Source organism: Roseiflexus sp., from assembly GCF_057785375.1.
On sequence record NZ_JBYNRX010000093.1, the window covers coordinates 62,904 to 89,768 of the forward strand.

Annotated in this window: 15 protein-coding genes; 7 read left to right on the forward strand and 8 right to left on the reverse strand. The window is 62.8% G+C overall.

The genetic code is table 11. The features are described from left to right. Positions 1–13 precede the first annotated feature (13 nt). Both AC3EA7_RS18495 and puhE read left to right on the forward strand, forming a co-directional pair. Complete coding sequence (locus AC3EA7_RS18495) at positions 14–1,438, forward strand: BCD family MFS transporter (RefSeq protein ID WP_488615548.1); 1,425 nt, start codon at positions 14–16, stop codon at positions 1,436–1,438. A 234-nt stretch (positions 1,439–1,672) separates the two neighbouring features. Then, complete coding sequence (gene puhE, locus AC3EA7_RS18500) at positions 1,673–2,452, forward strand: putative photosynthetic complex assembly protein PuhE (protein ID WP_488615549.1); 780 nt, start codon at positions 1,673–1,675, stop codon at positions 2,450–2,452. 4 nt (positions 2,453–2,456) lie between these two features. Here the strand turns inward: puhE and AC3EA7_RS18505 are convergent, their stop codons facing one another. Beyond that, positions 2,457–3,446 (reverse strand): NAD(P)H-dependent amine dehydrogenase family protein, encoded by a 990-nt coding sequence (locus AC3EA7_RS18505; protein ID WP_488615550.1) that lies wholly within the window; start codon positions 3,444–3,446, stop codon positions 2,457–2,459. A 210-nt stretch (positions 3,447–3,656) separates the two neighbouring features. Here AC3EA7_RS18505 and AC3EA7_RS18510 point away from each other — a divergent pair, with 210 nt between their 5' ends. From AC3EA7_RS18510 to AC3EA7_RS18525, 4 genes are all read left to right on the forward strand, one after another. Further along, positions 3,657–5,045, forward strand: coding sequence for a response regulator (locus AC3EA7_RS18510; protein WP_488615551.1), 1,389 nt, complete (start codon positions 3,657–3,659; stop codon positions 5,043–5,045). A 62-nt stretch (positions 5,046–5,107) separates the two neighbouring features. Further along, the gene (gene mnmE, locus AC3EA7_RS18515; protein WP_488615552.1) at positions 5,108–6,502 is read left to right on the forward strand and encodes a tRNA uridine-5-carboxymethylaminomethyl(34) synthesis GTPase MnmE; all 1,395 of its coding nucleotides are present in this window, start codon (positions 5,108–5,110) and stop codon (positions 6,500–6,502) included. Between the two features lie 7 nt (positions 6,503–6,509). Further along, the gene (locus AC3EA7_RS18520) at positions 6,510–7,793 is read left to right on the forward strand and encodes a DUF58 domain-containing protein (RefSeq protein WP_488615553.1); all 1,284 of its coding nucleotides are present in this window, start codon (positions 6,510–6,512) and stop codon (positions 7,791–7,793) included. A gap of 90 nt (positions 7,794–7,883) precedes the next feature. Next, positions 7,884–8,918 carry a sigma-70 family RNA polymerase sigma factor gene (locus AC3EA7_RS18525; RefSeq protein WP_488615554.1) on the forward strand — a complete coding sequence of 345 codons (1,035 nt, stop codon included), beginning with the start codon at positions 7,884–7,886 and terminating at the stop codon, positions 8,916–8,918. Between the two features lie 6 nt (positions 8,919–8,924). On the opposite strand, the gene AC3EA7_RS18530 is transcribed toward AC3EA7_RS18525, so the two are convergent. The 7 genes from AC3EA7_RS18530 to AC3EA7_RS18560 form a co-directional block, all read right to left on the reverse strand. Next, on the reverse strand, positions 8,925–9,491 hold the full coding sequence (locus AC3EA7_RS18530; RefSeq protein WP_488615555.1) for a Uma2 family endonuclease: 567 nt from the start codon (positions 9,489–9,491) through the stop codon (positions 8,925–8,927). A 582-nt stretch (positions 9,492–10,073) separates the two neighbouring features. Next, the gene (locus tag AC3EA7_RS18535; RefSeq protein ID WP_488615556.1) at positions 10,074–10,568 is read right to left on the reverse strand and encodes a biotin/lipoyl-containing protein; all 495 of its coding nucleotides are present in this window, start codon (positions 10,566–10,568) and stop codon (positions 10,074–10,076) included. A gap of 11 nt (positions 10,569–10,579) precedes the next feature. After that, positions 10,580–12,061: an acetyl-CoA carboxylase biotin carboxylase subunit gene (locus AC3EA7_RS18540; RefSeq protein ID WP_488615557.1), complete on the reverse strand. Its 1,482-nt coding sequence runs from the start codon at positions 12,059–12,061 to the stop codon at positions 10,580–10,582. Positions 12,062–12,071: 10 nt separating this feature from the next. After that, positions 12,072–13,616, reverse strand: a complete 1,545-nt coding sequence (locus AC3EA7_RS18545) for an acyl-CoA carboxylase subunit beta (RefSeq protein ID WP_488615558.1) — start codon at positions 13,614–13,616, stop codon at positions 12,072–12,074. Then, on the reverse strand, positions 13,613–14,368 hold the full coding sequence (locus AC3EA7_RS18550; RefSeq protein ID WP_488615559.1) for a 4'-phosphopantetheinyl transferase family protein: 756 nt from the start codon (positions 14,366–14,368) through the stop codon (positions 13,613–13,615). The genes AC3EA7_RS18545 and AC3EA7_RS18550 overlap by 4 nt, the downstream gene beginning before the upstream one ends. A 71-nt stretch (positions 14,369–14,439) precedes the next feature. Then, the gene (locus AC3EA7_RS18555; protein WP_488615560.1) at positions 14,440–23,811 is read right to left on the reverse strand and encodes an SDR family NAD(P)-dependent oxidoreductase; all 9,372 of its coding nucleotides are present in this window, start codon (positions 23,809–23,811) and stop codon (positions 14,440–14,442) included. 13 nt (positions 23,812–23,824) lie between these two features. Then, positions 23,825–25,462, reverse strand: a complete 1,638-nt coding sequence (locus tag AC3EA7_RS18560) for an acyl-CoA dehydrogenase family protein (RefSeq protein ID WP_488615561.1) — start codon at positions 25,460–25,462, stop codon at positions 23,825–23,827. Positions 25,463–25,627: 165 nt separating this feature from the next. On the opposite strand from AC3EA7_RS18560, the gene AC3EA7_RS18565 reads away from it, so the two are divergent. Beyond that, entirely contained in the window at positions 25,628–26,173 is a 546-nt protein-coding gene (locus AC3EA7_RS18565; protein WP_488615562.1) for a hypothetical protein, read from the forward strand. The last annotated feature ends 692 nt before the right edge of the window (positions 26,174–26,865 follow it).

Here is a 26,865-nt window from a genome sequence, read left to right on the forward strand (position 1 = left end):
GTGAGGGGGAACGATGGCGACTGGAACCCAACGACCGGTGGGTCTGGCACAGCGGGTTAGCGCCTGGATAGGCGATCATCAGGCGATGGGCTGGTGGTTGAGCGTTCTGCGCCTGGGACTCTTCCAACTTGGCATGGGGATTGCACTGGCGCCGATCACCGGTACGCTCAACCGCGTCTTGATCGGCGACATGTACATCCCGGCGGTGATTGTCGCTTCGCTCATGGCTATTCACTACTTCGTCTCGCCGGTGCGCGCAATCTTTGGTTATCAGTCGGATGTGCATCGCGCAAAGGGGCGCTGGCGCACGCCCTATGTGGCGCTGGGCGCGGTGCTGACCTATGGCGGGCTGGCAACAGCGCCGTTTTCGCTGATCCTGCTGGGCGCCAATAGCCCGATGCCGTTTACGGTGGCGCTCGTCGTGTGTGCCGCCATTTTCCTGGCATACGGCATTGGCGTCAACATCGTCGAAACAACATACCTGGCGCTGGTGAGCGACATTACGCCGCCGCGCGAACGGGGCAAGGTGCTGGCAGTGCTGTGGATGATGCTGGTGGTCGGCACGATTGTCAGTTCGATCATCGTTGGCGCTATTCTCGAAAACTATTCGCCGGTGTTGTTGATCCAGGTGATGCAGGGATCGGCAGTCATCTTCGCTGCACTGACGGCAATTTCGCTGCTGGGTCGCGAGCAGTTGCGCTCTGATGGAACGCTTGTCAGCCATACCGATGATATTCGCGTGCGGTTGACGCTGGTCGAGCAACTGCGGGTGGTCTGGCAGCAGCCCGGACTGCGCGCGCTGTTCGTTGTCCTGTTCGGGGGAACGCTGGCGCTCGCCACACACGATGTGCTGCTGGAACCCTACGGCGGTCAGGTGCTTGGCATGAGCGTCGCAGCAACGACACGGTTGACAGCGCTGTGGGGCGTGGCCATGATCGCAGGTATCACGGCGGCAGGTCTGCTCCTGTGGCGCGGCCGGTCGCCGATTGTGCTGATCATTGGCGGGTGCGCCGTCGGCGCCCTGGGATTTCTGGTGGTTATCGCGGCAGGCGGGAGCCTCGATGTGAATGTGTTCCGCAGCGGCGTGGCATTTATCGGCATCGGTCGCGGGTTGTTCATCGTTGCTTCGGTCGCGCTGATTATGACGCTCGCCGATCGCGCACACGCCGGGTTGTTCATTGGTCTGTGGGGTGTGACACAGGCGCTGGCGCAGGGGTTTGGCACAGTGGGCGGCGGTCTGGCGCGTGATATGGTCCAACTGCAAACTGGCAGCGTCCTGCTGGGATATACTGCGGTCTATGCAACATCGCTCGTCGTTCTGTTGATTACGCTTGGCTTGATTGCGGCATTGCGTCTGGGACGCCAGTTGCGCGAGGGAACGGTTCGTTCACCGTGGTCGGGCTTGCAGGATTTGCCCGGTGATCAGATTCTGTTCTGAGAGGCGAGAGGCGCGAGGTGCGAGGCGAGAGGTGCGAGGCGCGAGGCGCGAGGCGCGAGGCGCGAGACGCGAGGCGCGAGGCGAGAGGCGAGAGGCGCGAGACGCGAGGCGCGAGGCGCGAGGGAGTTGAAGGTGGAAGGTTGAGCGTTGAACGCACCACCCCCGATCACCAACCCCTAACCTTTAGCCTCCCTCATGTCCTCGGTTCTTGGTTCTCAGTTCTTGGTTCTTCACATGCCTGACATCTCTCCCATGCTTATCCGCCACCTCGCGCCGCTGCTCTACGCATTAGCGCTCTGGTGGGTTTCGACCGCCATCATCATTCTGCTCTATCGCCTGCCGCAGCACACCTACCGCCTGAGTTTCGCCGCTATCACGCTGGTTGCGCTCGGATCACTCGCCGGCATCTGGCTGGTGCGCGATGATACCGGTATATGGGGGGCGTATCTGGGGTTTACCTGCGGGACGCTGGTGTGGGGATGGCAACTTGCCGGGTTCTATATGGGCTTCGTGACCGGACCGCGTGAGAAGCCGTTCGTCTGGCATCCGAGCGATATCGTGCGCTTTGGGCAGGCAGTGCATGCGAGCCTGCACCACGAGATTGCGGCGCTGGCAGGCGTCGGGGTCCTGGCAGCGTTCAGTTGGGATGCACCGAATATAATGGGGTTGTGGACGTATCTGCTGCTCTGGCTCATGCACCTGGCAGCCAAGATCAACATCTTTCTGGGGGCGCGCAATTTTCATGCCGGCTTGCTGCCGGAACACCTCCGTCACCTCGGGGTCTTTTTTCGCTATCGCCCGATGAACCTGTTCTTTCCCCTTTCCGTCACCGGCGCCATCGTGATGGCGACATTGCTCTGGCGCTGGGCGTTGCACCCGGATGCAACCGACTATCAGGCAGTGGCAGGAACGTTGCTCGGTTTCCTTACGTTGCTGGGTCTGCTCGAAATCTGGTTGCTCATGACCCCGCCAGTAGGCAAGGCGTGGGGCGAGCGTCGGGCGGATGCCGGGTAGCGTCTTACCAGTAATGAACGAGTGGTATGTCGGTCATGCTCAGCAATCCGCGTTCTGCTTTCCGTATGCTGGCAATGGCATTAACCACGATAGCGGCGGTTGCACTATCGCCATGAATGCCGCCAGCAATCGTCATCCGCAGCGGCGGGTCGCCGTCGATCTCGACAGTGTCCTGCGGGTCTGGTGCGCCAATATACATGCGCAGATTGAGCGTGATGACTTCGCGCTCGCCAATATAGCCGCGCGCAATCTGATGCACGCCGGCGACCTGCCCGGCTTCCACTGCAACGTGATCTGTCGCTACGGCGCGCTCTGCAAGAATTGGCATAACCGTGTCGTCCCCGGCATCGAGTTGCCATCCCAGCGCAGCAGCAATCATGTGCAGCGACTCAGGCAACCCGACGTGACGTACAGCGCCCTCGCGCACACGCTGCGCAAACTCGTCCGGCGTCAAACCGGCGCCGATCTTGCGCTGTAAAGGACCACGCCGTTGCGCAGCATCCACAATGCGCACGACGCGAACTGCGCGCACCTCAGCGCACACCGCCGTCAGCATAACCGGCAGCGCATCCATTGCATAGCCGGGGTTCACCCCTGCGCCGAGCAGCGTCACGCCGGCCACACGCGCAGCGGCGTCGAGGTCTGCTGCAAGTTGCGGCTGCGCGCTCCACGGGTAGGCGAGTTCCTCACACGTCGAAATGACATCCGCTCCGGCAGCGATGCATTCCTGGAGTTGCGGCGCCACGGCGACCAGCGACGATTGGGTGGCGTGCAGCACGACATCAGGCCGTACCCGGCTCAACGTTGCAGCAGCATCGGCGCTGATGGAAACACCAATTGCGTCGCGCCCCAACAGTGCGCCAAGGTCATGTCCTGCCTTGTGCGGATCGATGTCGATCGCGCCGACCACCTGAATGCCAGGGCGCATACAAGCCAGGCGAGCAATGCCGATGCCAATCGGGCCAAGCCCGTAACAGACAACGCGAGTCGTCATGCGTTTTTTCCTTACGGAGTCGATGCGGTCCGTGCTATGAGTCCACGGCACAAAGGCTTAACCACCAGGGACCCGAAGCGCACGAAGGGGAAGAAACATGAAGCGCCTTTCCTGTGTGTCCCTTCGTGACCTTCGTGGTTTCGTGGTTCCATCTTTTTGCAGTGAAGTCATGCTATAATAACGCGCCGTTAGAAGAAATGTCAATTTCTTATGAACGTTCCGACTATTCTGATCGTTGATGATGACGTGGTGTTGCTGGCGCGGCTGGCGACGCAACTGAAAGAGTCCGGTTTCGAGACCGTTCAGGCGACCAGTGTACGTCAGGCGGAACAGGCGCTTTCAAGGGCAATAGTCGATCTGGCGCTTTTGGAGCCTGCCGTTGATCGTCGCGCCGGGTGGGAATTTCTCCCGCGCCTGGCAAAGCGCGTGCCGACCATCGTGATGAGCGGCGATGGTCTCGAAGAAGACGTTGTCCGCGGATTTGACGCCGGCGCCATTGATCATCTCACGAAGCCGTTTCGCACTGGCGAATTACTGGCGCGTCTGCGCACACACCTGCGGTTGCGATCTGGCAACCATGCCGCTGCTCTGCCCGATACGCCCGCTGCCGGGCAGCCGGCGTCCGAGTCGCGCTCAGAGTCGTCTGATGTTGTCTCGCGAGTCATCGATCTGGGTGACGATAACGAAATACTCGACGCGGCAGCGGACCACGGGTCCAGTGCGTCGGAACTTCCTGAGCGACAACCGTCTCCGACATCGTCCACAGAACGCCTGCGCCGCAAGCGCTCCTCTGCAGAAGAAGAAGAGGAGCCGGTTTTCATCCCCCACACCGAAGAACGCAGCTTGATCGCCGATCACACACCGATGGCTGTCGATGAGTTGCGGGCAAACGATCTGGAGCAATTGCCGCTTGGCGCCCGCCTGCGCGCCGCACGTCAACGGCGCCGCATTACGCTGGTGCAAGCCGAACTCGACACCAAAATCCGGATGTCGTACATCCAGGCGATGGAGGAGGAAAAGTTCTCCTTGCTGCCGCACGGTTCAATGACTGAGGCGATGGTGAAGACATATGCCTCATATCTCGGACTGAATGTGGCGAATGCCATCGAGGAGTATCGCCAGCGGCACTACAGCGCACCCGTTGAACCGTTACCCGCGCTGGGCGGCTCGTTTCTGCCGCGTTCTGCAACGCCCTGGTGGATATGGGCAGCCGTCGTCGTGCTGGCGCTGGTCGTTGGAGTTGGCGGCATCCTGGTGATCGATCCGGCAGGCGTGGCTGCGCTCGGCAATCGCGCGCGCGCGTTGTTTTCACCGCCCACTGCAACACCGACGCCGACACCAACGCCAACCTTCTCGCCCACAGCGACATCCACGCCGATGGTAACACCAAGCCCGACGCCAACGATGACCCTCACGCCAAGCCCGACGCCGGAACCAACTGTCACGTCAGAACCGACATCGACGCCATCGGCGACGCCGCGCCCACAGCCGACGCCGCGCCCACGGCCAACGCCACGTCCACAGCCGACGCCCGAACCGCCAACGCCTGAATCACCGCCCCCTGAACCGCAACCCGAACCGCCGCCGGTTCAGCCCTGATTGTGTGTGGTAACAGGGCGTGGGGGCAATCACGGCTGCGTCTGGTACAATATTCATCGCGTATGATGTACGACGACACCATCGCGGCCATTGCCACGCCTCCCGGCGAAGGCGGAATTGCTATTGTGCGCATCAGCGGCAAGGATGCATTGCCCATCCTGGAGCGTATCTTTGTACCGGCGCGCCCTGGTCGCTGGAAGTCCTACCGGATGCGCTACGGGCATGTAGTTGATCGCACCGGCGCCCGCGTGGACGAGGCGCTCGCCGTCTTTATGCGCGGTCCACGCAGTTTCACCGCCGAAGATGCCGCCGAAATCTCGGTGCACGGCGGTCCACTGGTCGCTGAGCAGGTGTTACAACAGGCGCTGGCAGCAGGGGCGCGCGCCGCCAATCCTGGTGAGTTCACCATGCGCGCCTTCTTGAATGGACGGATCGATCTGACGCAGGCTGAAGCGACGCTCGACATCATTACGGCGCGCACCACAGCAGCGCTGGCGCTGGCTGAAGCGCAGTTGGGCGGGTGGCTGTCCCACGAGTTGCACCGCATTCGCAACCTGCTGATGGACCCGCTCGCATACTGCACGGCGCTGGTCGATTTTCCCGAAGATGATGTCGAACCACAGGATGTCGAGACGCCCCTGACGGCGGCGGTTCAGGCGCTCGATGCACTGGTCGCTACAGCAGAGCAGGGAATTGTCTACCGCCAGGGGGCGCGCGCCACGCTGGTCGGTCGCCCGAATGCCGGCAAGTCGAGCCTGCTGAATGCACTGTTGCGGATTGATCGAGCGATTGTGACGCCGATTCCCGGCACAACGCGCGACACGCTGGAAGAAACCGCCAATCTGGGAGGCGTACCGGTGGTGTTGACAGACACCGCCGGGATTGTTGAAAGCGCCGATCCGATCGAACGCCTCGGCGTAGAGCGAAGCCGGCGGGCAGTGGCGCTGGCAGACATGCTGCTGCTGGTGGTTGATGGATTGACTCGCCCTGCCGATGATAACCGCGCGATTGTGGCGTTGACCAGAGGCAGGCGCACGATTCTGACGGTCAACAAGATCGACATGATCAACGGCGCCGATGCGGTGCAGGAATGTGTCGCGTCACTGCAATGCGCATATGAACACCTGCGTGGCACACCCTTCGATGCAACCGTGGCAGTCTCAGCGTTGACCGGACAGGGGCTGGATGCGCTTGGCGCAACCATCGTGCGGCTGTTACTCGGTGAGACGCCACTCGCCGATGGCCGTCTGGTGACGAACGCACGGCACCGCGATGCACTCGCGCGTGCTGCCGGCCATGCACGCGATGCGCTCGACAGTTTCCGCAGAGGCGTATCGCCCGATCTGCTGGCAGTAGATCTGACTGCCGCAATCAATGCCATCGGCGAGGTGACCGGCGAGGCGGTCGGCGACGATCTGTTGCACGCCATCTTCAGCCGGTTCTGTATCGGAAAGTGACCGCGACATGCACTATGCGCGCCCCTTCGGTCTCGTTCTGCTCGCGTTGTTGCTCTTTACAGCGGCGCAGGGCACGGGGAACGAACTGTTTTTCCACCTGAGTTATCTGCTGATTGGCATCGTCATTGTCGCATACCTGTGGGCGTGGCTCAATCTGCGTGGTCTGAGCGTGCGGCGCGAGGTCTTCATCCACCGCGCGCAGGTCGGGGATGTGGTGCGTGAGCGTGTGACGCTGGTCAACCACTGGTTCCTGCCCAAACTCTGGATTGAGGTGATCGACCGCTCGAACCTGCCGGAGCACGGCGCCGGTTTCGTCGTCTATCTGCCGGGTTACGAACAGCGACGCCAGGTTATCCGAACCCCCTGCACCATGCGCGGGAAGTTTCGTTTGGGTCCGGTGACGCTGGCGAGCAGCGATCTGCTGGGCCTGTTTCGTCTTCAGCGCGACATCGCAGGTGACAACGAGATCCTGGTCTACCCGCGCACTGTTGCGCTGCCGGGGTTCGTGCTGCCTGGCGCAGAACTGCCCGGTGGTCAGGACCTCAGACGACGGGCGCATCACGTCACCCCGAATGTCGCCGCCATTCGCGACTATCAACCAGGTGACAGTTTCAACCGCATTCACTGGCGGAGCACAGCGCGTCTCGGCAGGTTGATTGTAAAAGAGTTCGAACTCGATCCGACCGCCGAGGTGTATGTCGTGCTCGACATGCACGAGTATGTGCAGCAGGCTTGGTGGCCTGCGGAAGGAACATCGAGCAGACGGAGCCGGCGGACTGCCGAGTCGACTGAAGAATATGCGGTGCATGCTGCGGCATCGATTGCGCGTCATGCGCTCGATCACAACCGCGCTGTGGGGTTGATCGCCTGGGGGCAGCGCCGCGAAGTCATTCCGCCCGAGCGCGAAGCGCGGCAACTGTACAAAATCCTGGAGGCGCTGGCAGAACTGCGCGCGTATGGATCCGCGTCGCTGGCAGAGGCGCTGAGCGCCGAAAGCGCGCGTTTCGGGCGTAACTGCACGCTGGTGGTCATTACTCCATCGCCAGACGAGCGGTGGGTCACAGGGGTACAGCATTTGCTCTATCGGGGTGTGCGCATCGTTGCGGTGCTGATCGATGCGCAATCGTTCGGCGGTGGGCGCAGCAACGAACTGGTGCGTATGCGCCTAGCGGAACTGCGTGTGCCGACCTATGCCTGGGGACGCGGGCAGTCGCTGGCGGCGGCGCTGGGACAATCCGCATTGATTGACAGGCGGCAGGCGGGCGTGTCGCCAAACGTTGCTTTGCTGTAAAAAATCTTTGTTGATCTGAGATCTGTTTGGCGCATCGATTCGTAACATAATGCACATGGAAGAGATAATGTGCAGTTCCGGAGCACCCCGATGAATCAGGACCGAACCTCTCGCCTCCGCACCCAGGCGCTGGATCAGGATGCCGATCCTGAAAGTGACATCTTCTGGCAGACCGACATCGTCGATGTTGGTGTAAAGCGAGCATCGTCCGGCGAAACACTCGATAATTCAACACAGATGTACCTGCGTGAAATCGGGCAGGTCAGTCTGTTGAGCGCGGCAGAAGAGGTTGCGCTGGCAAACGATATCACCGTCGGTCGTGAGGCGCAGGAGCGGTTGAAGACGCAGCGTTTCGATTCGGTTGGCGAGCGTCTGCTGCTCGAACGGCGCGTCTTGCAAGCAGAGGAGGCGCGCCGCTGCCTGATCCAGGCGAACCTGCGCCTGGTCGTCAGCATTGCCAAGAAGTATATTGGCGGACCGCTCTCGTTTATGGACCTGGTTCAAGAGGGGAATATCGGTCTGATGCGCGCTGTCGAGAAGTTCGATGCCAGCAAAGGCAACCGTTTCTCGACCTATGCGACGTGGTGGATTCGCCAGGCGATCACACGCGCCATCGCCGAACAGAGCCGTCTGATCCGGCTGCCGGTACACCTGAGCGACATCATTGCTCAGGTGCGGCGCGTTGCGCGGCGTCTCGAGCAATCGCTGGAGCGCGAGCCGACGATTGCGGAGATTGCCGAAGCGGTTGGCATGCCGGAGCGCAAGGTGAAGGCGCTGCTGCAAGCGTCTGCCCAACCGATTTCGCTGGAACAGCCGATTACGAATGACGGTGAGGGTCAGATCAGCGAACTCCTGGCAGACGACGGCGCCGACGCTCCGATGGAGATTGCCACGCAGCGCATGCTGCAGCATGACCTGGAACAGGCGTTGATGGAACTGCCTGACCGCGAACGGGCAGTGTTGCAGTTGCGGTATGGTCTGACCGATGGCCGCCGCCGGACGCTCGAGGAGATCGGTTCGACATTTGGCATCACTCGCGAGCGCACCCGGCAGATCGAAGCCGACGCGCTGCGTCTGCTGCGTCGTCCCGGCGTCGGCGCACGGTTGCAGGGGTATCTGGAGTAGTCAATCTCAGGCGGTATTGTCTTCGATGTCAAACGGGACTTTTTCGTAGACCTCTGCAAGATGCAACCGGCACTCAATCGTCGGCAACTCCAGTACGCCATCGTTGCCATCCATCGAAGTCAACACCCGGAGATTTTCGGATTGTCGCCGATAGTGATCGATATGTTGTGCATCCGAAGCCGCCAGGATGTACTCCTGGACGGTTTCGATACTCCGATAGTATTGGAACTTTTTGCCTCGATCATATTGCTCCGCGCTCTCTGATAGCACTTCGATAATGACCGCAGGATTGAGCAAGACTCGTCGAGTTGCGTCTTCAAACTGCGACTCGCCACAAACTACTGCAACATCGGGGTACATATATTTTCGCGGTTGATCCGCCCGGATGTTCATATCGCTGGTATAGATCACGCATGGTCGTTTGCGCAACTGGGTGTGGAGCAGCGCGTTGAGGTTGCTGCAAATGATCGAATGCGCCTGATTGCCTCCAGTCAGCGCCATAATCCGGCCCCCATAGTACTCATGCCTGTTGCTGCTTTGTTCCTCGAAGGCAAGGTATTCTTCGGGGGTCATAATAGTAACGTGCGATCATTCGTACAATACCGCCGGAGCGCTGCGGGCAAAAGCCCTCGCTGAGGACGCAGTTCGACTATGCTCACCGCCTGCGGTTCGACGGCGCGCACCGCACGTGCGAGCCTCGTTGGGGCTGCTGACGCCGAGGCGCAGTCCTGCGTGTCCACGAACGCTAACGCGCAGTGTGGATTGTGATGCCTTGCGAACCGGCGCTCGAACATTTTGTCTGACTGACCGCAAGTTAGTATAGGATGGTAGGGTTGTGCTGACATAGGAGTCTCCACATCCAGACATCAGCACATTTGTGATAATTCCGGTCTGTGAGAATGAAGCGGCACGCCCCCCTGGTAGGCGTATCGGCGGCACGCCCCTACTATCGGGCGCCCACCAGGGGCGCCCCGCCGATGACGATCCCGCAGTCGGGCATCCAGAGGGGACGCCCCTGCCAGCGATTTCGACGCGGGAATGAGGGCGATCCGCCGGGTCGCCCCTACGTTTGTGCGTGCAATGTGCAATGTGCACCGTGCAACCTTGCCACCTTCAACCCGCAACCCCTTCGCCCCTTGCCTCTCGCCTCTCCCCTTACTCCACCTCCGCCACCACAACGCCAAGGGTGACGCTCTGTCCGGGTGCGACGTGGATCTGCGCGACGCGACCGGAGCGCGGTGCACGGATTTCGTTCTCCATCTTCATTGCTTCCAGCACCAGCAGCGGCTGCCCGAGTTCGACCGCTTCGCCGGGGCTGACGAGCACGCGCGTGATCAGCCCCGGAATTGGCGCCTTGATCCGGCCGTCGCCGCTCGCCGGTCGTGCAACCGTGGCTTCCAGGTCGCGCACCTCGATCTGGTGCAGACCGAAGCGCGAGCGCATCCAGCGCAGGTTTGGATCGACCACCAGTTCATACGGTCGCCCGTCGACGATGAGCCAGTCAAGGAGTTCGGGGCTGCCCATGTCCGGCGCCAGCACATTGACCGTTTGCCCGTCGACCCGTACTGTGATCGCGCTGGTCATCCGGCGCAGCGGCGGAGCTTCGACCACAAAGGTGCGTCCATCGATGGTAATGCTCAGTTTGCTCATCGCTCTTCCCTCTACTGTGGCAGTTTGCGCGAGTCGCGGTGCCATCCGGAACCGGCGCGGTCCGGCAGGACGCCGCTCGAGTCGATGCCGCGCCGGATATATGCCAGCGCCGCTGCAATCGCCAGATTGCGGAGGTGTTCGGGAGGAACCTCTACGCCTAGCAGTGGTCGTCGGGCGAACTCCGAGTCATACGTGCCGGCAGCGAATTCGGGATCGTTCAGAATGCGCTGGATCAGTGACAGGTTCGTCTGTACGCCGCTGATCGCAAAATCGGCGACGGCGCGGCGCAAACGACCCAGCGCGCCGGCGCGCGTGTCGTCCCAGGCGATGACCTTCGCCAGCAGCGGGTCGTAGCGCACCGGAACGTCGCAGCCGCTATAGGCATAAGTATCGACGCGCAGCCCTGGTCCGCCCGGAAAACGGAAACGGCGCAGGCGCCCCGGGCTTGGCAGATAATGGTTCCAGGGGTCCTCGGCATTCACGCGCACCTGAATAGCGCATCCGCGCAGCGTGACGTCGTCCTGTGAAAAACCGAGCGGCTCACCGGCGGCAACCTGTATCTGGGTGCGCACCAGATCAATGCCGGTGCACATTTCGGTGATCGGATGCTCGACCTGAATGCGCGCCTTGACTTCGGTGAAAAAGAAGCGCCCCTGAGCGTCGAGCACGAATTCGACGGTGCAGGCGCCGGCGCATCCCAGCAGGCGCCCGATCGCCAGCGCCTGCCGCCAGAGTTCTTTCCGTTGCGCATCGGTCAGGTAGGGCGCCGGCGACTCTTCGACCATCTTGCGGTGATTATGCTGGACCGTCCCATCACGCTCTCCCAGGTGGACGAGATTGCCGTGTCGGTCGCCGACGATCTGCACTTCCAGGTAGCGCGCAGGAAGGAAGGCTTCTTCCAGATAGAGACGATCATCGCCAAACGCAGTCAGCGCCGCCGAGTGCGCATGCTGCGCTATACTCTCCAATTGCGTCGGTTCGCGCACCAGATGCATGCCCTGGCTGCGCCCGCCGCTGTACGACTTGAGCATCAGCGGGTAACCGTGTCGCTCCGCTGCATCACGCAACGCATCCCATTCCGATGCATGATAGGCGCGTGACGAGTGGCGCGGGACGGCGATGCCGACAGCGCGCACAGCTTCGAGGGTTGCGATTTTGTCGCAAACCTTTTCCAGCGCCGTACTCGACGGACCAATAAAGACGATGCCGACCTCCTCGCATGCACGTGCAAACTCAGCGTGCTCGGCAAGGAAGCCGTAGCCGGGATGGATCGCATCGGCGCCGCAATCGCGCGCAATCTGAACAAGCGCCGCTGCATCGTGGTAGAGCGCGCCTGAACTCAGTCGCACGCTCTCATCTGCCAGACGCACATGGAGCGAACTGAGGTCAGAGTCGTCGTAGAGCGCCACCGTTCGGATGCCCATGTCGCGGCAGGTGCGGATGATGCGAACCGCAATCTCACCCCGGTTGGCTACAAGAATTGTGCGAAACATGGGACTCCTCTCAGGATGGCGAGATGCCATGCTTGCGCGGCACGTGGCGTTCGCGCTTCGACAGGGTGACTTCCAGCGCCTTGATCAACACCCGACGCGAGTCGCGCGGCTCGATCACGTCGTCGATCAACCCGCGGGCTGCGGCAACATACGGGTTATTGAAGCGTTCCTGATATTCTTCGACCAGTTCGCGCCGCTTTGCTTCCGGGTCAGGCGCGCTCTTGACCTCATTGCGGTAGAGGATGTTCACTGCGCCAGCCGCGCCCATCACGGCAAGTTCGGCGTTGGGCCAGGCGTACAACAGGTCGCCGCGCAATCCCTTGCTGCTCATCACGCAGTAGGCGCCGCCGTAACTCTTGCGCAGAATGATCATCAGTTTGGGTACAACCGCTTCGGAATAGGCGTAGATCATGCGCGCACCGTTGCGGATGATGCCGCCGTATTCCTGGTTTGTGCCGGGCAGAAAGCCAGGAACGTCCTGCAACGTGATGATCGGCACATTGTACGTGTCGCAGATGCGAATGAAATGCGCCGCCTTGATCGACGCCTTGATGTCGATGCAGCCCGCCAGCACCATCGGCTGGTTGGCGACAATGCCGACGACGTAGCCATTGAGCCTGCCGAACCCGACAACCATGTTCTGCGCCCAGAGTGCGTGCACCTCGAAGAACCGCCCATCGTCGAGAATGTTGCTGATCACCTGGCGCACGTCGTAGGGTTTGGTCGGGTCGACGGGCACGATCTCTTCGAGCTCGGGGCAGCGCCGTTCAGGATCGTCCACTGGACGGACATAGGGCGGGTCGTCCTGGTTGTTGAGCGGCAGGTAACTGAGCAGTTCGCGCGCCATTGCCAGGCACTCCTGGTCGTCGCGCGCCAGGAAGTGGCTGACGCCGCTCTCTTCAGCGTGGATGCGTCCGCCGCCAAGTTGATCCTGGGTGACCTCTTCCTGCATGACGGCGCGCACGACTTCGGGACCGGTGATGAACATGTAGGCGTTCTCGGTCATGAAGATGAAGTCGGTCAGCGCCGGGGAATAGACCGCGCCACCGGCGCATGGTCCCATAATGAGCGAGAGTTGCGGGATGACCCCTGAAGCTTCACAGTTCGCATCGAAGATGCGCGCATATCCGCCCAGGCTATCGACCCCTTCCTGAATGCGTGCGCCGCCGGAGTCGTTGATGGCGATGAAGGGACAGCCATACTTCAGCGCCATGTGCATCGCCTTGACGATTTTGTTGGCGTGCATTTCGCCGAGTGAACCGCCCATCACTGAAGCGTCCTGTGCTGCAACGAAAGCGCGGCGCCCGTTGATCAAGCCGAAACCGGTCACAACGCCATCGCCGTACCGGGAGCGCTTGCCGCCGGGGTACACCTCATAGCGCGGCAACACCAGGGTGTCGATCTCTTCGAACGTACCCGGGTCGAAGAGCAGATCGACGCGCTCACGCGCCGTCAGACGCCCTTTCTTGTGTTGCGCGTCGGCGTCTTGCGCTGTGCCTCGCGCGATTGCTTTGCGCTGGCGTAGTTTCTCGATATACTCCTGCATACTCGTCATGGGGAAACTCCATCTCCAATCCGTCGTGCTTCTACCATGGAACCCGCTGCATTGATCGAGGGTCCAACTGCGAGGGTCAGGACAAATTCGCCCATTTGCCGCCACCATCCATGATGAACGGCTGCATTCAGGTCGGGGTGGCATCGGACAATCAGCGGCGCCCATCCGTCGGCAGTCGGTTCGCCCGGCAGGCAGACAATCTGGCGCGTATCGACCGTCAGTCCGCGGCGTAGCGCCTTGAGCGCAGCTTCCTTTGCGCTCCAGATGACAGTCGTCAACAACGGTTGCGCCGATGGCGGCGCGTGATGCAACCGTGCGATTTCCGCATCGGTAAAGAAATCGGTCACAAATCCGGGAGTGCGCGGTTCGACATGTTCGATATCGACGCCTGGCGCATATCCCGGCGCAGCGATCAACGCGCAGAAGGCATGGTCGCGGCTGTGGCTGATCGAGATAGTCAATCGATCCACAAGGGATGCGTAGCCATTCTGACTCTGGAGGCGCGGCGCGCCATCCGGGTCAGCAAGGATGGCGATGTCGCTCAGTGCGGGACGTCGTCCGATAACCTGTTCGAGGTAGAATGCCGCCAGATGCTTTGCCGTCCAGCGTCCGAGCAGCCAGTCGCGGCGGCGCTTTTCACGGGTCAGTGTCCGAAAACGCGCTTCCTCGGCGCTGCTCAACAACCCTTCAGGGGGTTCAGCGCAGGCAAGTGCAGGGTGATCGGCGAGCGTCTGAGTCAGCCAGTACATCATAGAACGACAATCCGAACGGCGAGGCGTCAGGCAAGGCGGAGAAAACGCCCGACGCCTCGCACAGGATAAGATTACACGGTGACTTCGCCCGGCAACCGCGAGGTGCGGTAACCGCGCAGATCGACATAGACGTTGCCGTCGGTATCGACCACCTGCACGTCATACGACGCTCCGTCGTCGATGGCAGTGACGAGCGCGTAGAGGCGGCGCCCTTCTGCGCGCTCCGGCTGCCGGTGGATGGTGACGCTTCCGATGGCGGCAGGCAATGCCATTGCCCTTTGGGTGACCATCTCCCACATTCCTGCCGCCTGGAAGCAGAGTTCGATCAGCCGCGGCGCGATCAGCATCGGCGCGTCCGGTGCGCTGTTTGGCGGGAGACCGTCCCCCATCAGCGCCACTGCCCGGTCGCCCATAACGCCGATGCGCTCCATCACCTGGTACGCCGGTCCGTGGAAGTAGACCCGGTAGATGCGCTCCTGGTCGATGTCGAGCGCCTCGGCTGATGGCGGCACGAAGTCGATCTTCCGCTCTTCGACCGGCGCCGCCGTGAGATAGACCTCTCCGACGAAATGGGTATCGAAGCGCGGCGGCAGTTCGGGTCGCGGTTGCACCATGCCGCGCAGCGTTGTTTTCGCCACGAGCGTCCCGTTGCCCGCCGGGTGGATCGTCGCGCTCAGGTAGAGTGTGCGCGGCTGGTTGCGATGGAACTTGAACGGGCTGCTGAACTGCTCGCTGATCGACGCGACGCGGAAGCCAGGCGCGAGGAGCGTTGCCAGCTCGGCGAACGCCTCGGTTCCCATCACGCCGGGCAGCACCGGCACCCCGTCGATCTGATGGTCGTAGAGGAACGGCTGCTCCTTCGGATCCAGGGTCGTCTCCACCTCAATGCCGCCGTACGACTTGAAGGCTTTGACGCTCCCGATCATCAGGCGCCCGCCGGTATCGACCTTCGACGGGTCGAGACCGCCGGTTTCATCAAACTCCGCTGCCAGGATGCCAAGCCGCTGCCCGACGACGATCTCGCCGCGGAAAGCGCTCTTCGTCAGTTCACGGCGAATAGTCGGGATACCCGCTTCTGGCGGCAGCATGTCGATGCCTGCCATCTCCATAATCTTCGGAATAGAACCGCGCGTCGCCATCCCGATGCCGCCCCAGGCTGTCCAGTCGATGGCAATGCCGCGTGTCTCCGGCCGCCAGGTGCGCATGCTGCTCGTCACTTTGCAGAGCAGGTCGTTGGCGGATGAGTAGTCCGACTGGCCACTGTTGCCGAAGCGACCGGCGACTGAACTGAAGACCACCGTTGCGCCGATCGGCATGCCCTTCGCGGCGTTCAGGATGCTGAAGTAGCCGTCCGCCTTGATGTCGAACACCAGGTCGAACTCCTTCGGCTCCTTATCGGGCAGCGCCTTGGAGATCTCGATGCCGCCGGCGTGCAGCAGCACGTCGATCCGCCCATAGCGCTCGCGCACATCGGCGATGACCGCCACCACGCCGGGACCGTCGAGCAGGTTGACGCTGAAGTAGTGCGCCGTGCCGCCAGCAGCCTGAACCGCTTCGATGGCGCGCAACGCCGCCTCTTCACGTTCGATCGCCAGAATCTTGCGGTCGATCATCACCGGCGTCGGGCGCTCGCCCGCTGCGCGGAAGTCGTCGATCAATTTGCGCTTGAGCGCCTCTTTGTCCTGGCGGAACAGCGCAATGTTCGGGTCGTCCGGGTTCGGCTTCGGCGTCAGGTCGAGCAGGTAGAAGACACCGCCCGACGCCGCCGCCAGGTCGGCGGTGATGGCGGACGTGATACCGCCTGCTGCGCCGGTGACGACAAACACCGTGTCCTTTCCAAGGGTCATACCGGGCGTGCCGTCGGCAGCCGGACGCTCCTCGAAGGTGACGGTGGAGCGCAGGTTGCCGCGATACCCGACCTCGACGACGCCGGGGTCGAAGAGGGTCTCGGCGATCAGCAGGTCTGCCGGTTCGGCCGTCCTGCGCCCTGGCTCGAAGTCAACCGCCTTGACCAGGATATCCTGCCGCTCGCGCTTGTACGACTTGGTACAACCGACGACGGCGCCGCCAAGCGGCGCGGATGCGCCTTCCGGTCCGTAGCCGTGCAACCCGCCGAGCCGTGTCGCCGAAACCAGGAACGTGCCCGGTCCGACGAGTGTGTCGTACAGCGTGCGCAACGTCAGGTAGAGGTTCTTGACCCGCACCCGGTTCAATTCGCGCCAGGTCGCCAGGTCCATATCCTCGATCGCCGGTTCGACATCGAGCGCTGGCAGCCAGTAGACGCCGTGGATCGGTCCTTCCGCCAGCCACCCTTTGAGCCGCTGCTCCAGTTCTTCGGCGGATGGCGGCTCCTCGATGACCAGCGTGCCGACGCCACGCTTCTCCAGGCGGTTGAGCAGCGCCTTGCCCACGCCGCCGCGGTCCATCATCACCACCACACGGGTGTTGCCATCGAGCGTAACGCCGGTCGGCTTGCACAGGTCGATCGCCGGGCGCAACGCCGGAACGACGACGCGCCGCGGAACCTTGTCGGCATCCTCGACCGGCGCGAGTGTGACCGACGGTTGCGCTGCGGGTGCAGGCGCGGTCGTCGTCGGCGTTGCAGCCGCGACAATCCCGGTCGCCGGTGTCGCTGCCGCTCCTTCACCGGGTTTGAGATCAGGCCGGCGATCATAGACGAAGTTGATCACGTGGCGCAGGGTCGGATAGTCGCGCAGTTTCAGGTCCTCGACGCGCTCGATGCCGAACGCCTCACGGATCGCGGCGAACGTCTCCGCCTGCTTGACCGTGTCCACGCCCAGATCGGCCTCCAGATCGAGGTCGAGTTCGAGCATCTCCGGCGGGTAGCCGGTCTTCTCAGCCACCACCGCGAGCACGCGCTCGGTCACCACGTCTGCCGCAGGCGCCGGTGCGGGCGTCGCAGGCGCTGCTGACGGTGCGGGTGCAGGCGCCGCCGCAGGCGCTGCCGACGGCTTGAGGTCGGGCCGGTGGTCGTAGACAAAGTTGATCACGTGGCGCAGGGTCGGATAGTCGCGCAGTTTCAGGTTCTCGATCCGTTCGATGCCGAATGCCTCACGGATGGCGGCGAACGTCTCCGCCTGCTTGACTGTGTCCACGCCCAGGTCGGCCTCCAGGTCGAGGTCGAGTTCAAGCATCTCCGGCGGGTAGCCAGTCTTCTCGGCGACGACCCCCAGCACCCGCTCGGTCACCGGGTCGGCGCCCAGCGCCACTTCTGACGCAGGCGCGGCTGGTGCGGCGGCTGCCACAGGCGCGGCGACCGCCATTGCCGGCGCTGGCGCGGCGACCGCTGGCGCTGCAACCGCTGGCGCGAGCGCCGGTGTGGGCGCTGCCGGCGCCTTAAGGTCGGGCCGATGTTCGTAGACAAAGTTGATCACGTGGCGCAGGGTCGGATAGTCGCGCAGTTTCAAGTTCTCGATGCGCTCAATGCCGAACGCCTCGCGGATGGCGGCGAACGTCTCCGCCTGCTTGACGGTATCGACCCCCAGATCGGCTTCCAGGTCGAGGTCGAGGTCGAGCATCTCCGGCGGGTAGCCGGTTTTCTCGGCGACAACCCCGAGCACTTTTGCCGACACTGGATCCGCTGCCGTTTCAGGCGCGGCAGGGGCAGGCGCCGCCGCAGGCGCTGCTGCGAGTACCGGCGCCGCCACCGGTGCAGGCGCCGCCGACGGCTTGAGATCGGGCCGGTGGTCATAGACGAAGTCGATGACGTGGCGCAGGGTCGGATAGTCGCGCAGTTTCAGGTTCTCGATCCGCTCGATGCCGAACGCCTCGCGGATGGCGGCGAACGTCTCCGCCTGCTTGACGGTATCGACCCCCAGATCGGCTTCCAGGTCGAGGTCGAGGTCGAGCATCTCGGGCGGGTAGCCGGTCTTCTCGGCGACGACCCCAAGCACTTTTGCGGCGACCGTGTCAACGGCAGGCGCAGGCGGTGCAGCGACCGCCGGTGCGGGCGCGGCTGGCGCAACCGCCGGTGCAGGCAGTGCGGCGGCTGCCGGTGCAGGTGCGGCTGGCGCGGCGGATGGCTTGAGCTCCGGCTTCTGCGTGTAGACGAAGCCAACCACGTCGCGCAGGGTCGGGAAGTCGCGCAGGCGCAGATTTTCGACCCGCGGGATATCGAACGCCTCGCGCACTGCCACGAACGTCTCCGCCTGTTTGACCGTATCGACCCCCAGGTCGGCTTCCAGGTCGAGGTCGAGGTCGAGCATCTCCGGCGGGTAGCCGGTCTTCTCGGCGACGATCTGCAACACTTTCTCGGTGACGCCATCGGTTGCGGGCGCCGGTGCGGCTGGCGCAACTGGTGCAGGCGCGGGCGCCGCTGCAACCGGTGCAGGCGGCGGCGCAACCGGTGCAGGCGCGGGCGCGGGTGTTGCAGCGACTGGTGCAGGCGCGGGCGGTGCAGCAACCGGTTTGCCGTTGGTTGGCGCTGGCGCAACCGGTGCAGGCGCAGGCGGCGGTGGCGCAACAGGCGCAGGCGGTGGCGTCACCGGTACAGGTTGCGGCGCGGGCGCGTACTGGATCGCGGTTGGTGCGAACGCAACGCCATCGCCTGGTGCAGCGGCGCGCATTGTTGGACCGGTGCCGGGGACCCACGCACTCGGCGCGGGACGGCGGGTTGGCGCGCCCTGCGCTTTGACGCGCAGCACCCGCTTCACCACCTCGGTTTCGGCGTGGTCGTGCCCGCTCACCTGGTCGAGCCAGTAATCGTAGCGGGCGCGGTTGTCGACGCGATCGATACTGCCGGGAACGCGACGCAGCAGGGTCATCGAAATCTGCGAACCGAAGCCAGCCGCCAGGTGCAGCGCATACTGCACCAGGTAGCGCCCGCCGCGGCTCAGGTTGAGCGTACCAAGATCGGGATCGACCTCCTTGTAGTTCGGAACGGGCGGCACAATGCCGTGTTCGAGGATCTTGACCGCGATCACGTCCTCGACGCCAACCCCCATCGGGTGCCCGGTGAAACCCTTGGTATTGGCGACGATCACCTGACTGGCGGCTTCGCCGAAGGTCTTGCGCAGGGCGACGACCTCCGCCGAGGCGCTGCCGCCGCGTGCTGGGGTGAATGTCTCGTGTGACACGAAAACCAGGTGCGGCGCGATAGTCCGGCGGTCGATGCCGAAGCGCCGTTCGGCGGCGGTCATCAGGCTGTTCATCACACCCGAAATATGCTCGACATCGAGGCGCGTGCCGTGGAAGGCGCTGTTTGCCGTTTCGCTGCTAAGCACCTCGACAATGCCGCGCATGCCGCGTTCGCGTACGGCATCTTCGCTCTCGACAACCAGCGCACATGCGCCCATACCGAGAATCATCCCGTGGCGGCGGCGGTCGAAGGGCAGCGCCGCTTCTTCGACACGGTCATCGGTTGCGGCGGCGCCGGTCGCCAGGAAGCCTGCGCCGATCCACCCCAGCAAATGGTCGCTGGTGACATTGTCGGCGGCAATCACCAGGACGCGGCGGCAGCGACCGGTGCGGATCCAGTCTTCCGCAATGGCGATTGCCTGAGTGGTGGCTGCGCACGCTGCGTTGACGTGAGTGTTGGGACCGCGCGCGCCGATGTACTCGGCAAACTGGCTATGCCCCATCGCCAGGATGCGGAAGAGGAAGCGCCGGTCGAAGACGTAGGGGTCGCGCTCCATCTGATCGCGCAGTTCGCCGATGCGCCGGACGATCTCCGCCAGGGTTGCGGGGTCGGTCGTCACCTGGCGCAGCGCCTCGAGCGCTTCCAGTTGTTCGCGGCGGTGCTCGTAGGTGTAGTAGCGCTCGAACTCCTCGGCGATGCGATCCAGCCCCGGGAACGCCGACGCGAAGATTACGCCGGTTTCGTCGCGCAGCGCTTCGGGCAGCATCCAGCGATCCGGCAGGTCCTTGCCGGTCGTCGTGCGGCGGTAGGTCTGCACCAGCGGAATGCCCGCCTCGCGCAGAGCATCAAGGCCCGCAGCCATCGCCATCTGCGTCGTCGAGTCAAGCGCCTCGACCAGTTTGGCGGGCACGCCATACTCCTCAGACAGATTGAATGGTCCGGGGCGCCCGGCAAGACGGATGACCTCATCGGGATCGGTGAGGGTCTCGAAACTGCCGCTGCCATCTTCGCTCTTCACGACGCGCGTGATGTTGTGCGCCAGCATCTGGCGGCGGAAGCGCTCCGGGATAAGATCGATAAACTGTTCGCCGTGCAGGATGCGCAGCGCATTCTGTTCGTCCATCACTGGCTTTTCGGCGCCGGGCAGACCGAGACCGGTGCCGGAGATGACGACCGAGCCGGTTGGCGGCAGGTTGCGGTCGTACACCGGCGCGCCGGATGCCAGGCGCTGCGTCGTTTGCGCCCCTTGCAGCGCCTGGGTGAGCAGTTTCCCAAGCGCATCGAGCGGAATACCGTTGACCATAGTCGCCTCTTCGACAGTCTGGCTTACAGAAGCGCCAGCGGCAGCCTGCGGAACAGCAGGAAGGCTGGCAGCGGCGGGTGCAGGCGCCGGGACGCTCGCGGGAACCGGGTGCGGCGCCGGGGCGCTGGCAGCAACAGGCGCAGGCGCGACCGCCGTTGCAGCAGTCGTTGTACTGGTCTGAACGGCTGCCGTTTCCTCGGCAAGACCATACCCCGCAGCGTACAGGCCACAGAGCGCCTGGTTGAAACTCTGGATCGTACCGGTCTTCGGATGGTTCGTAAAGAGCGACACGACATCGGGCTTGTTGCCGATGACATCGTCCACGAACCCCTTGAGCGCCTTCTTCGGACCGACTTCGACGAAGCAGCGCGCCCCTTCGCGGTAGAGGGTTTCGACCCCTTTGACCCACTGCACCGGCGATGCAATCTGCTTTTCGAGAATATCCTTGATCTCCTCGACCGTCGTCGGGTAGAGTTCACCGGTCACATTCGCAACCATCGTAATGCGCGGCGGCGCGATGTGGAAGCGGTCGAGCTGTTTGCGCAGCGGACCGGATGCCGGTGCGACGATGCGGGTATGGAAGGCGTGGCTGACCGGGATGCGCTGCGCCTGATACCCCTTCTGGGTGAAGACCTCGATCGCCTTTTCGACCGCCTTGCTGGCGCCGCCAATCACCACCTGATTGTACGAGTTGATATTGGCTGGGATGACATACCCATCGATCTCGTTGAGGGTGCTCAACACCACATCGAGAGGGGCCATCACCGCCGCCATCCAGCCATTGTCATCGACTTTGACCTTGCTCATCTCAGCGCCGCGCGCGGCTGAGGCTTCGAGCGCCTCGGCGAACGGCATGATGCCGGCGGCGTTCAGCGCGGCATACTCGCCGAGCGAGTGCCCCATCACCATATCCGGCTCGCAGCCATATTCTTTGAGCAGGCGGCAGAGCGCTGCATCGAGCGTCAACATCGCCGGTTGCGTGATCGCCGTCTGCATCAGGTCGTGTTCCGCCTTCTTGAGCGCAGCGGGGTCGTTCGCATCGATGTAGATATAGCTGGTGAGCGGCCTGCCCAGGATTGGCGTCATCACCGCATCGCTCTCTTTGATCACCTCGGCGAACGCCGGTTCACTGAGCAGTTCTCGTCCCATATTGACATACTGGCTGCCCTGACCGGGGAAGAGGAAGGCGATCTTGCCCGGCTTCGGACCGCTGCCGCGGAAGACCCCCTGCGCCTGCAACGCCTTCCAGGCGGCGGGGTTGTCGAAGCCTGCCGCCTTTTGCGCTTTCTTCAAGCGATCGAGCAATTCGTCGTGGTTGCCGAAATCGATAACCACACGCTCTGGCTGCGCCAGTTCCTTCGGATCGGGCGGCTCGATTGGCGGCGTCCAACCACTCTCGACCTTCTGGAAGAACGCATCGATCTTATCTTTGAGTTCCTTTGGCGTCGATGCACCGATTGCCAGAATGCCGCGCAGCGGCTGTTTGTCGGAACGCAGACGCGGCCCGGCGGGCGGCGGCGTGCTGGCCGAAACCGTAGACGCCGCTGCGCTCATAGCGACGGTTGCGCTGCCGGATGCGCTCGCCTGTGGCACGGCGGCGCCGGCGTACACCTTCGGCTCGGTGCGGATCATGCCGGGAATATATTCTTCCAGAACGATATGGAAATTGGTTCCGCCGAAGCCATAGGCGCTGACGCCGGCGCGGCGCGGCGTATTGCCGCGGCGCTCCCACTCGCGCGCCTCGGTGAGCAGGTAGAACGGCGTGGCGCCAAAGTTGATATTCGGGTTGGGCTTTTCACAGTTCAGGGTTGGCGGCAGAATCTTGTGGTGGATCGCCATCACCGCCTTCAGCAAGCCAGCCGCACCCGCGCCCGCCTTCAGGTGTCCGATATTGCTCTTGACCGAGCCAAGCCCGATACTGCCGCGCTCGGCTTTGCCGAAGCAGGACGACAGGCTTTCGACCTCGACGACATCGCCGACGCGCGTGCTGGTGCCGTGCGCCTCGACGAGCGTTGCGGTCGCAGGGTCAAGCCCTGCATCCTGCCAGGCGCGCTCGACAGCGAGGATCTGCCCGATCGGGTTGGGCGCGGTAATGCCTTTGCCCTTGCCGTCCGACGAACCGCCGACGCCGCGGATAACCGCATAGATGCGGTCGCCGTCGCGTTCCGCGTCAGCGAGGCGCTTGAGCAGGAAAGCGGCGGCCCCCTCACCCATCACGAAGCCATCGGCGCCATCGCCGAACGGTCGCGTCCCGGTGGCGGAGAGCGCGCCGATCTTACAGAACTTCACGAACGTACTGGCGCCCATATTGCGGTCCACGCCGCCGCTGACCACAGCATCGCACTGATGCTGGATCAGTTGCTCGCACGCTGCATCAATGGCGGCAAGCGTCGAGGCGCAGGCAGCGTCGGTAATGAAGTTTGGACCGCGCAGGTTGAGCACATTCGCCACGCGCCCCGACACGATATTCGGCAACTCGCCGGGCATCGTATCTTCAGTCACCGGCGGGAGGGCGTGGTCGAGTTCGGCGTGCCACTGCGCGATCAGCGCCTCCTGCACCTCCCGGGGCAACCGTCGCCAGGCGTCGGTGCGCTCGAGCAGGTGGACATACTCAGGAAACACGACGCGCTGATGGGTGATGTAGTGCAACTCGCCACCCATCGCCGTTCCCAGGATGACGCCCGTGCGATCAGTATCGAGAGGACGCTCAGGGTATCCATAGTCAGCGAGCGTTTCGGCGGCAATCGTGACCGCCCACTGCTGCCCCTGATCCATAGCAGCGGCAACGCGCGGCGGGATCTTGAAGCGTTTCCAGTCGAAGCTAAACCCGCGCACCCATCCGCCGATCTTCGAGTAGGTCTTATCCGGCGCGGAAGGATCTGGATCATAGTAATCCGCGATGCTCCAGCGCTCGGGCGGCGTCTCAGTAATGCTATAGCGTTTGTTCAGAATATTGGTCCAGAAGGCGGGCGCGTTGGGGGCATCGGGAAGGATCGCGCCCACCCCGACAATCGCAATCGCCCGTTCTGCAGAGTCACTCATCGCTGTCCCCCTTTCAGGCTGCCGGGAATGCCTCGACCAGTTTCGCCGCGACAAAGTCCATATCTGCGATCTGCCCCGCCTGTGCAGCAAAGATGGCGGGCAGGTTGAGCGTATTCGCCAGATTCGGGTCGGTCTGACCGGCGCCAATCAGCCAGGCGAGTCCATCGGTTGCGACCTTGTAGGCGGCCATGCGCGCGAAAATCCGCGCCAGCGCCTGTTCGGTCGGAAGATCGAGACCGGCGGCGACAGTTGGTTTGCTGCTCACCCGCTCGCTAAAGATCGCGGCCGTTTCCGCCCATGCGATCAGTTCGCCGAGGCGGAACAGAATATGCTGATTGCGCGTCAGGCGGTCGATGCGCGCGCGTTCCAGGATATTCGCCAGCGCGTGCATCGCCAGCGCTGCGACATTCGCGCCATTGTTCGGTTCGCGCTGATGCACCTGTTCGACGCGCGCCGCCCAATCGTGGTAGTACGCCCCCTTCGTTTTCAGGTGGAACTGCCAGCGGTCGCGGGCGATTGTCCACTCCATAATCTCGGATGTGCCCTCATAAATGCAGGTGATGCGCACATCGCGCTTGATCTTCTCGACCATGTACTCTTTGGTGTAACCATAGCCGCCGTGGACCTGAATGGCATCTTCGGCGGCCTTATTGCCGGCTTCAGTCGCCATATACTTCGCCACGGCGCCTTCGGTCTGCTGCTGATCATTGCCGCCATCGATCGTCTCGGCAACCCACTCGATATAGTGGCGCGCCGCTTCGAGGCGGGCGACATTGGGCACGATCAGTTTATGGGTCAGCCCCTGCTGCTGGCTGAGCGGCTTTCCACCCTGAATGCGTGTTTGCGCATAGCAAATGGCGCGACGCATTGCTTCCCATCCAGCGCCGAGACCAAACGACCCAACCATCAGGCGGGTATAGCCAAAGACCGCCGCCGCCTGCGCCAGTCCTTTGCCTTCCTCACCGCCCACCAGCCGGTCAGCAGGAACGAAGACCTCGTCGAGGAAGAGCGCAGCCGTATTCGAGGCGCGAATGCCGTGCTTATCCTCCGGTTTGCCTTTGGTGAAACCGGGTGCATCGTGCTCAACGATGAACCAGGAGATGCCGCCGGGCGCATTCGCCAGGATCGTATAGATCTTGGCAACGCCGCCGTTCGAGATCCACTGCTTGCGCCCGCTGATCTTGTACCCGATCACCTTGCCATCTTCGACCACCGGCACAGCTTTGGTCGTCAGGGTCGCCAGGTCGGAGCCGGCCTGCGGCTCGGTGGCGCCATACGCCACGAGCAACCCTTCCTCAGCGATACGCCCCATCCAGTATTTCTTCTGCTCTTCGGTGCCGCCGACGGTAATCGGATCGGTGCCGAGGAATGTTGCCAGGACGCCGGTTGCAATGCCGAGATCAATGGCAGCCATCGCTTCCGACACGCGGTAAATATCGTATGCCCCGCCGCCCAAACCGCCGTACTCTTCGGGGATGAACAGCAGGTGAATGCCCAGTTTGTTGGGATCGTACAGGTCTTTCAGCACTTCAGCCGGGAATTCGTCATTGTGGTCGAGATGGCGGAGATATTCGGGCGTCAGTTTCCGGTCGGCGTATTCGCGCAGCGTCGACAGAACCATATCGAGCGTCTCGACATCCAGAGTGGTCATTGCAGGCTCCTCCTCACAACGTACCGCGTGGTACATGCTTGTACCCGACTTCACGGAAATCCTTGCAGATCGTACCGATGCGCACTGCGGCATGCAGGAAAGAACTATCTATCGTATGGAAAGAACTCTTCACCTGTCTGTAACTTTTGCGATACACTGCTATGTATGATAACGACAAGGTGGCTCATCCCATATCTCGCAGGTCTGGCGCTGCTCCTGTTGTCGTGCCTTGCGCTAGGCGTCTGGACCGGCGCCGGCGAACAGGAACGACGAACCAGACAGCGCGACCTCGAGCGTGCGCGCGCCTTATGGGAGCAACGTCCATTCCGCGACTACCGCCTGGTGGTGGAGGATGGCGACTGCACCTACGACGCCGTGGTGCGTCAGGGACAGATCACCGGCAGCTACCGCGACAGTTGCAATCTCCGCGCGCGCACGATCGAAACGTTGTTTCTTGTCGCCGAAGGCGACGGAACCATCACGCCGGTGTGCGGCGCGAGCGGGTGTGCGTGTGAAACGCATATCCACGTCCGCGCCGAGTATGATCCGACGTTGGGTTATCCGCGTTCACTCATCATCGAGGCGACGCTGCGACCAAACTGGCGCCACCAGGACTTCTGGCGCAGTATGCTGGCGGGCAAAGGTGTATCCCTGTGTCATGGCGCAAACCGACGAACGATCAGCGTGTTGTATGTCGACGCGGCGCCGTGAATCTCCCAAAAAGCGTCAGGGTCGGATGTCTGCTCCTGGCGTTCTCTCTGCGATACCGGTCCTGGCATCGCTTATGGACGGCTCGGCGTTGCGTCGGGACCTGGAATGCGGAAAGGGTATGGCTTCTCATTCGTCGTCGTATACTATTCTTACATAAAACGCCAAAGATTGCAACCTTCTCTTGTGGTCAAATGGCCGCTATCGTGGGAGAGGCGAGAGGCGTGAGGCAAGAGGCGAGAGGCAAGAGGCGTGAGGTGAGAGGCGTGAGGCAAGAGGCGTGAGGTGAGAGGCGTGAGGTGAGAGGCGTGAGGCAAGAGGCGAGAGGTGGGAGGCGTGAGGCGAGAGGTGGGAGGCGTGAGGCGAGAGGCAAGAGGCGAGAGGTGAGAGGCGTGAGGCGAGAGGCAAGAGGCGAGAGGTGAGAGGCGTGAGGCGAGAGGTGGGAGGCAAGAGGCGAGAGGCAAGAGGCGAGAGGCGAGAGGCGAGAGGCGAGAGGTGAGAGGCGAGAGGCGAGAGGTGAGAGGTGGGAGGCGAGAGGCGAGAGGCGAGAGGCTAGAGGCAAGAGGCGAGGGGTGAGAGGCAAGAGGCGAGGGGTGTTACCTGCGAACGTTGAACGTTGAACGCGGCAAGGTTGCACGTAGGGCTGGCGGTGCTATGCTCTCGGAAATGCATCGAGTGTGGTAAGACAACGTAGG

Bases quoted from the DNA above. Each gene is read 5' to 3' on its own strand.
- AC3EA7_RS18495 (WP_488615548.1), top strand. From the start codon at position 14: ATGGCGACTGGAACCCAACGACCGGTGGGTCTGGCACAGCGGGTTAGC.
- puhE (WP_488615549.1), top strand. From the start codon at position 1,673: ATGCCTGACATCTCTCCCATGCTTATCCGCCACCTCGCGCCGCTGCTC.
- AC3EA7_RS18505 (WP_488615550.1), bottom strand. From the start codon at position 3,446: ATGACGACTCGCGTTGTCTGTTACGGGCTTGGCCCGATTGGCATCGGC.
- AC3EA7_RS18510 (WP_488615551.1), top strand. From the start codon at position 3,657: ATGAACGTTCCGACTATTCTGATCGTTGATGATGACGTGGTGTTGCTG.
- mnmE (WP_488615552.1), top strand. From the start codon at position 5,108: ATGATGTACGACGACACCATCGCGGCCATTGCCACGCCTCCCGGCGAA.
- AC3EA7_RS18520 (WP_488615553.1), top strand. From the start codon at position 6,510: ATGCACTATGCGCGCCCCTTCGGTCTCGTTCTGCTCGCGTTGTTGCTC.
- AC3EA7_RS18525 (WP_488615554.1), top strand. From the start codon at position 7,884: ATGAATCAGGACCGAACCTCTCGCCTCCGCACCCAGGCGCTGGATCAG.
- AC3EA7_RS18530 (WP_488615555.1), bottom strand. From the start codon at position 9,491: ATGACCCCCGAAGAATACCTTGCCTTCGAGGAACAAAGCAGCAACAGG.
- AC3EA7_RS18535 (WP_488615556.1), bottom strand. From the start codon at position 10,568: ATGAGCAAACTGAGCATTACCATCGATGGACGCACCTTTGTGGTCGAA.
- AC3EA7_RS18540 (WP_488615557.1), bottom strand. From the start codon at position 12,061: ATGTTTCGCACAATTCTTGTAGCCAACCGGGGTGAGATTGCGGTTCGC.
- AC3EA7_RS18545 (WP_488615558.1), bottom strand. From the start codon at position 13,616: ATGACGAGTATGCAGGAGTATATCGAGAAACTACGCCAGCGCAAAGCA.
- AC3EA7_RS18550 (WP_488615559.1), bottom strand. From the start codon at position 14,368: ATGATGTACTGGCTGACTCAGACGCTCGCCGATCACCCTGCACTTGCC.
- AC3EA7_RS18555 (WP_488615560.1), bottom strand. From the start codon at position 23,811: ATGAGTGACTCTGCAGAACGGGCGATTGCGATTGTCGGGGTGGGCGCG.
- AC3EA7_RS18560 (WP_488615561.1), bottom strand. From the start codon at position 25,462: ATGACCACTCTGGATGTCGAGACGCTCGATATGGTTCTGTCGACGCTG.
- AC3EA7_RS18565 (WP_488615562.1), top strand. From the start codon at position 25,628: ATGATAACGACAAGGTGGCTCATCCCATATCTCGCAGGTCTGGCGCTG.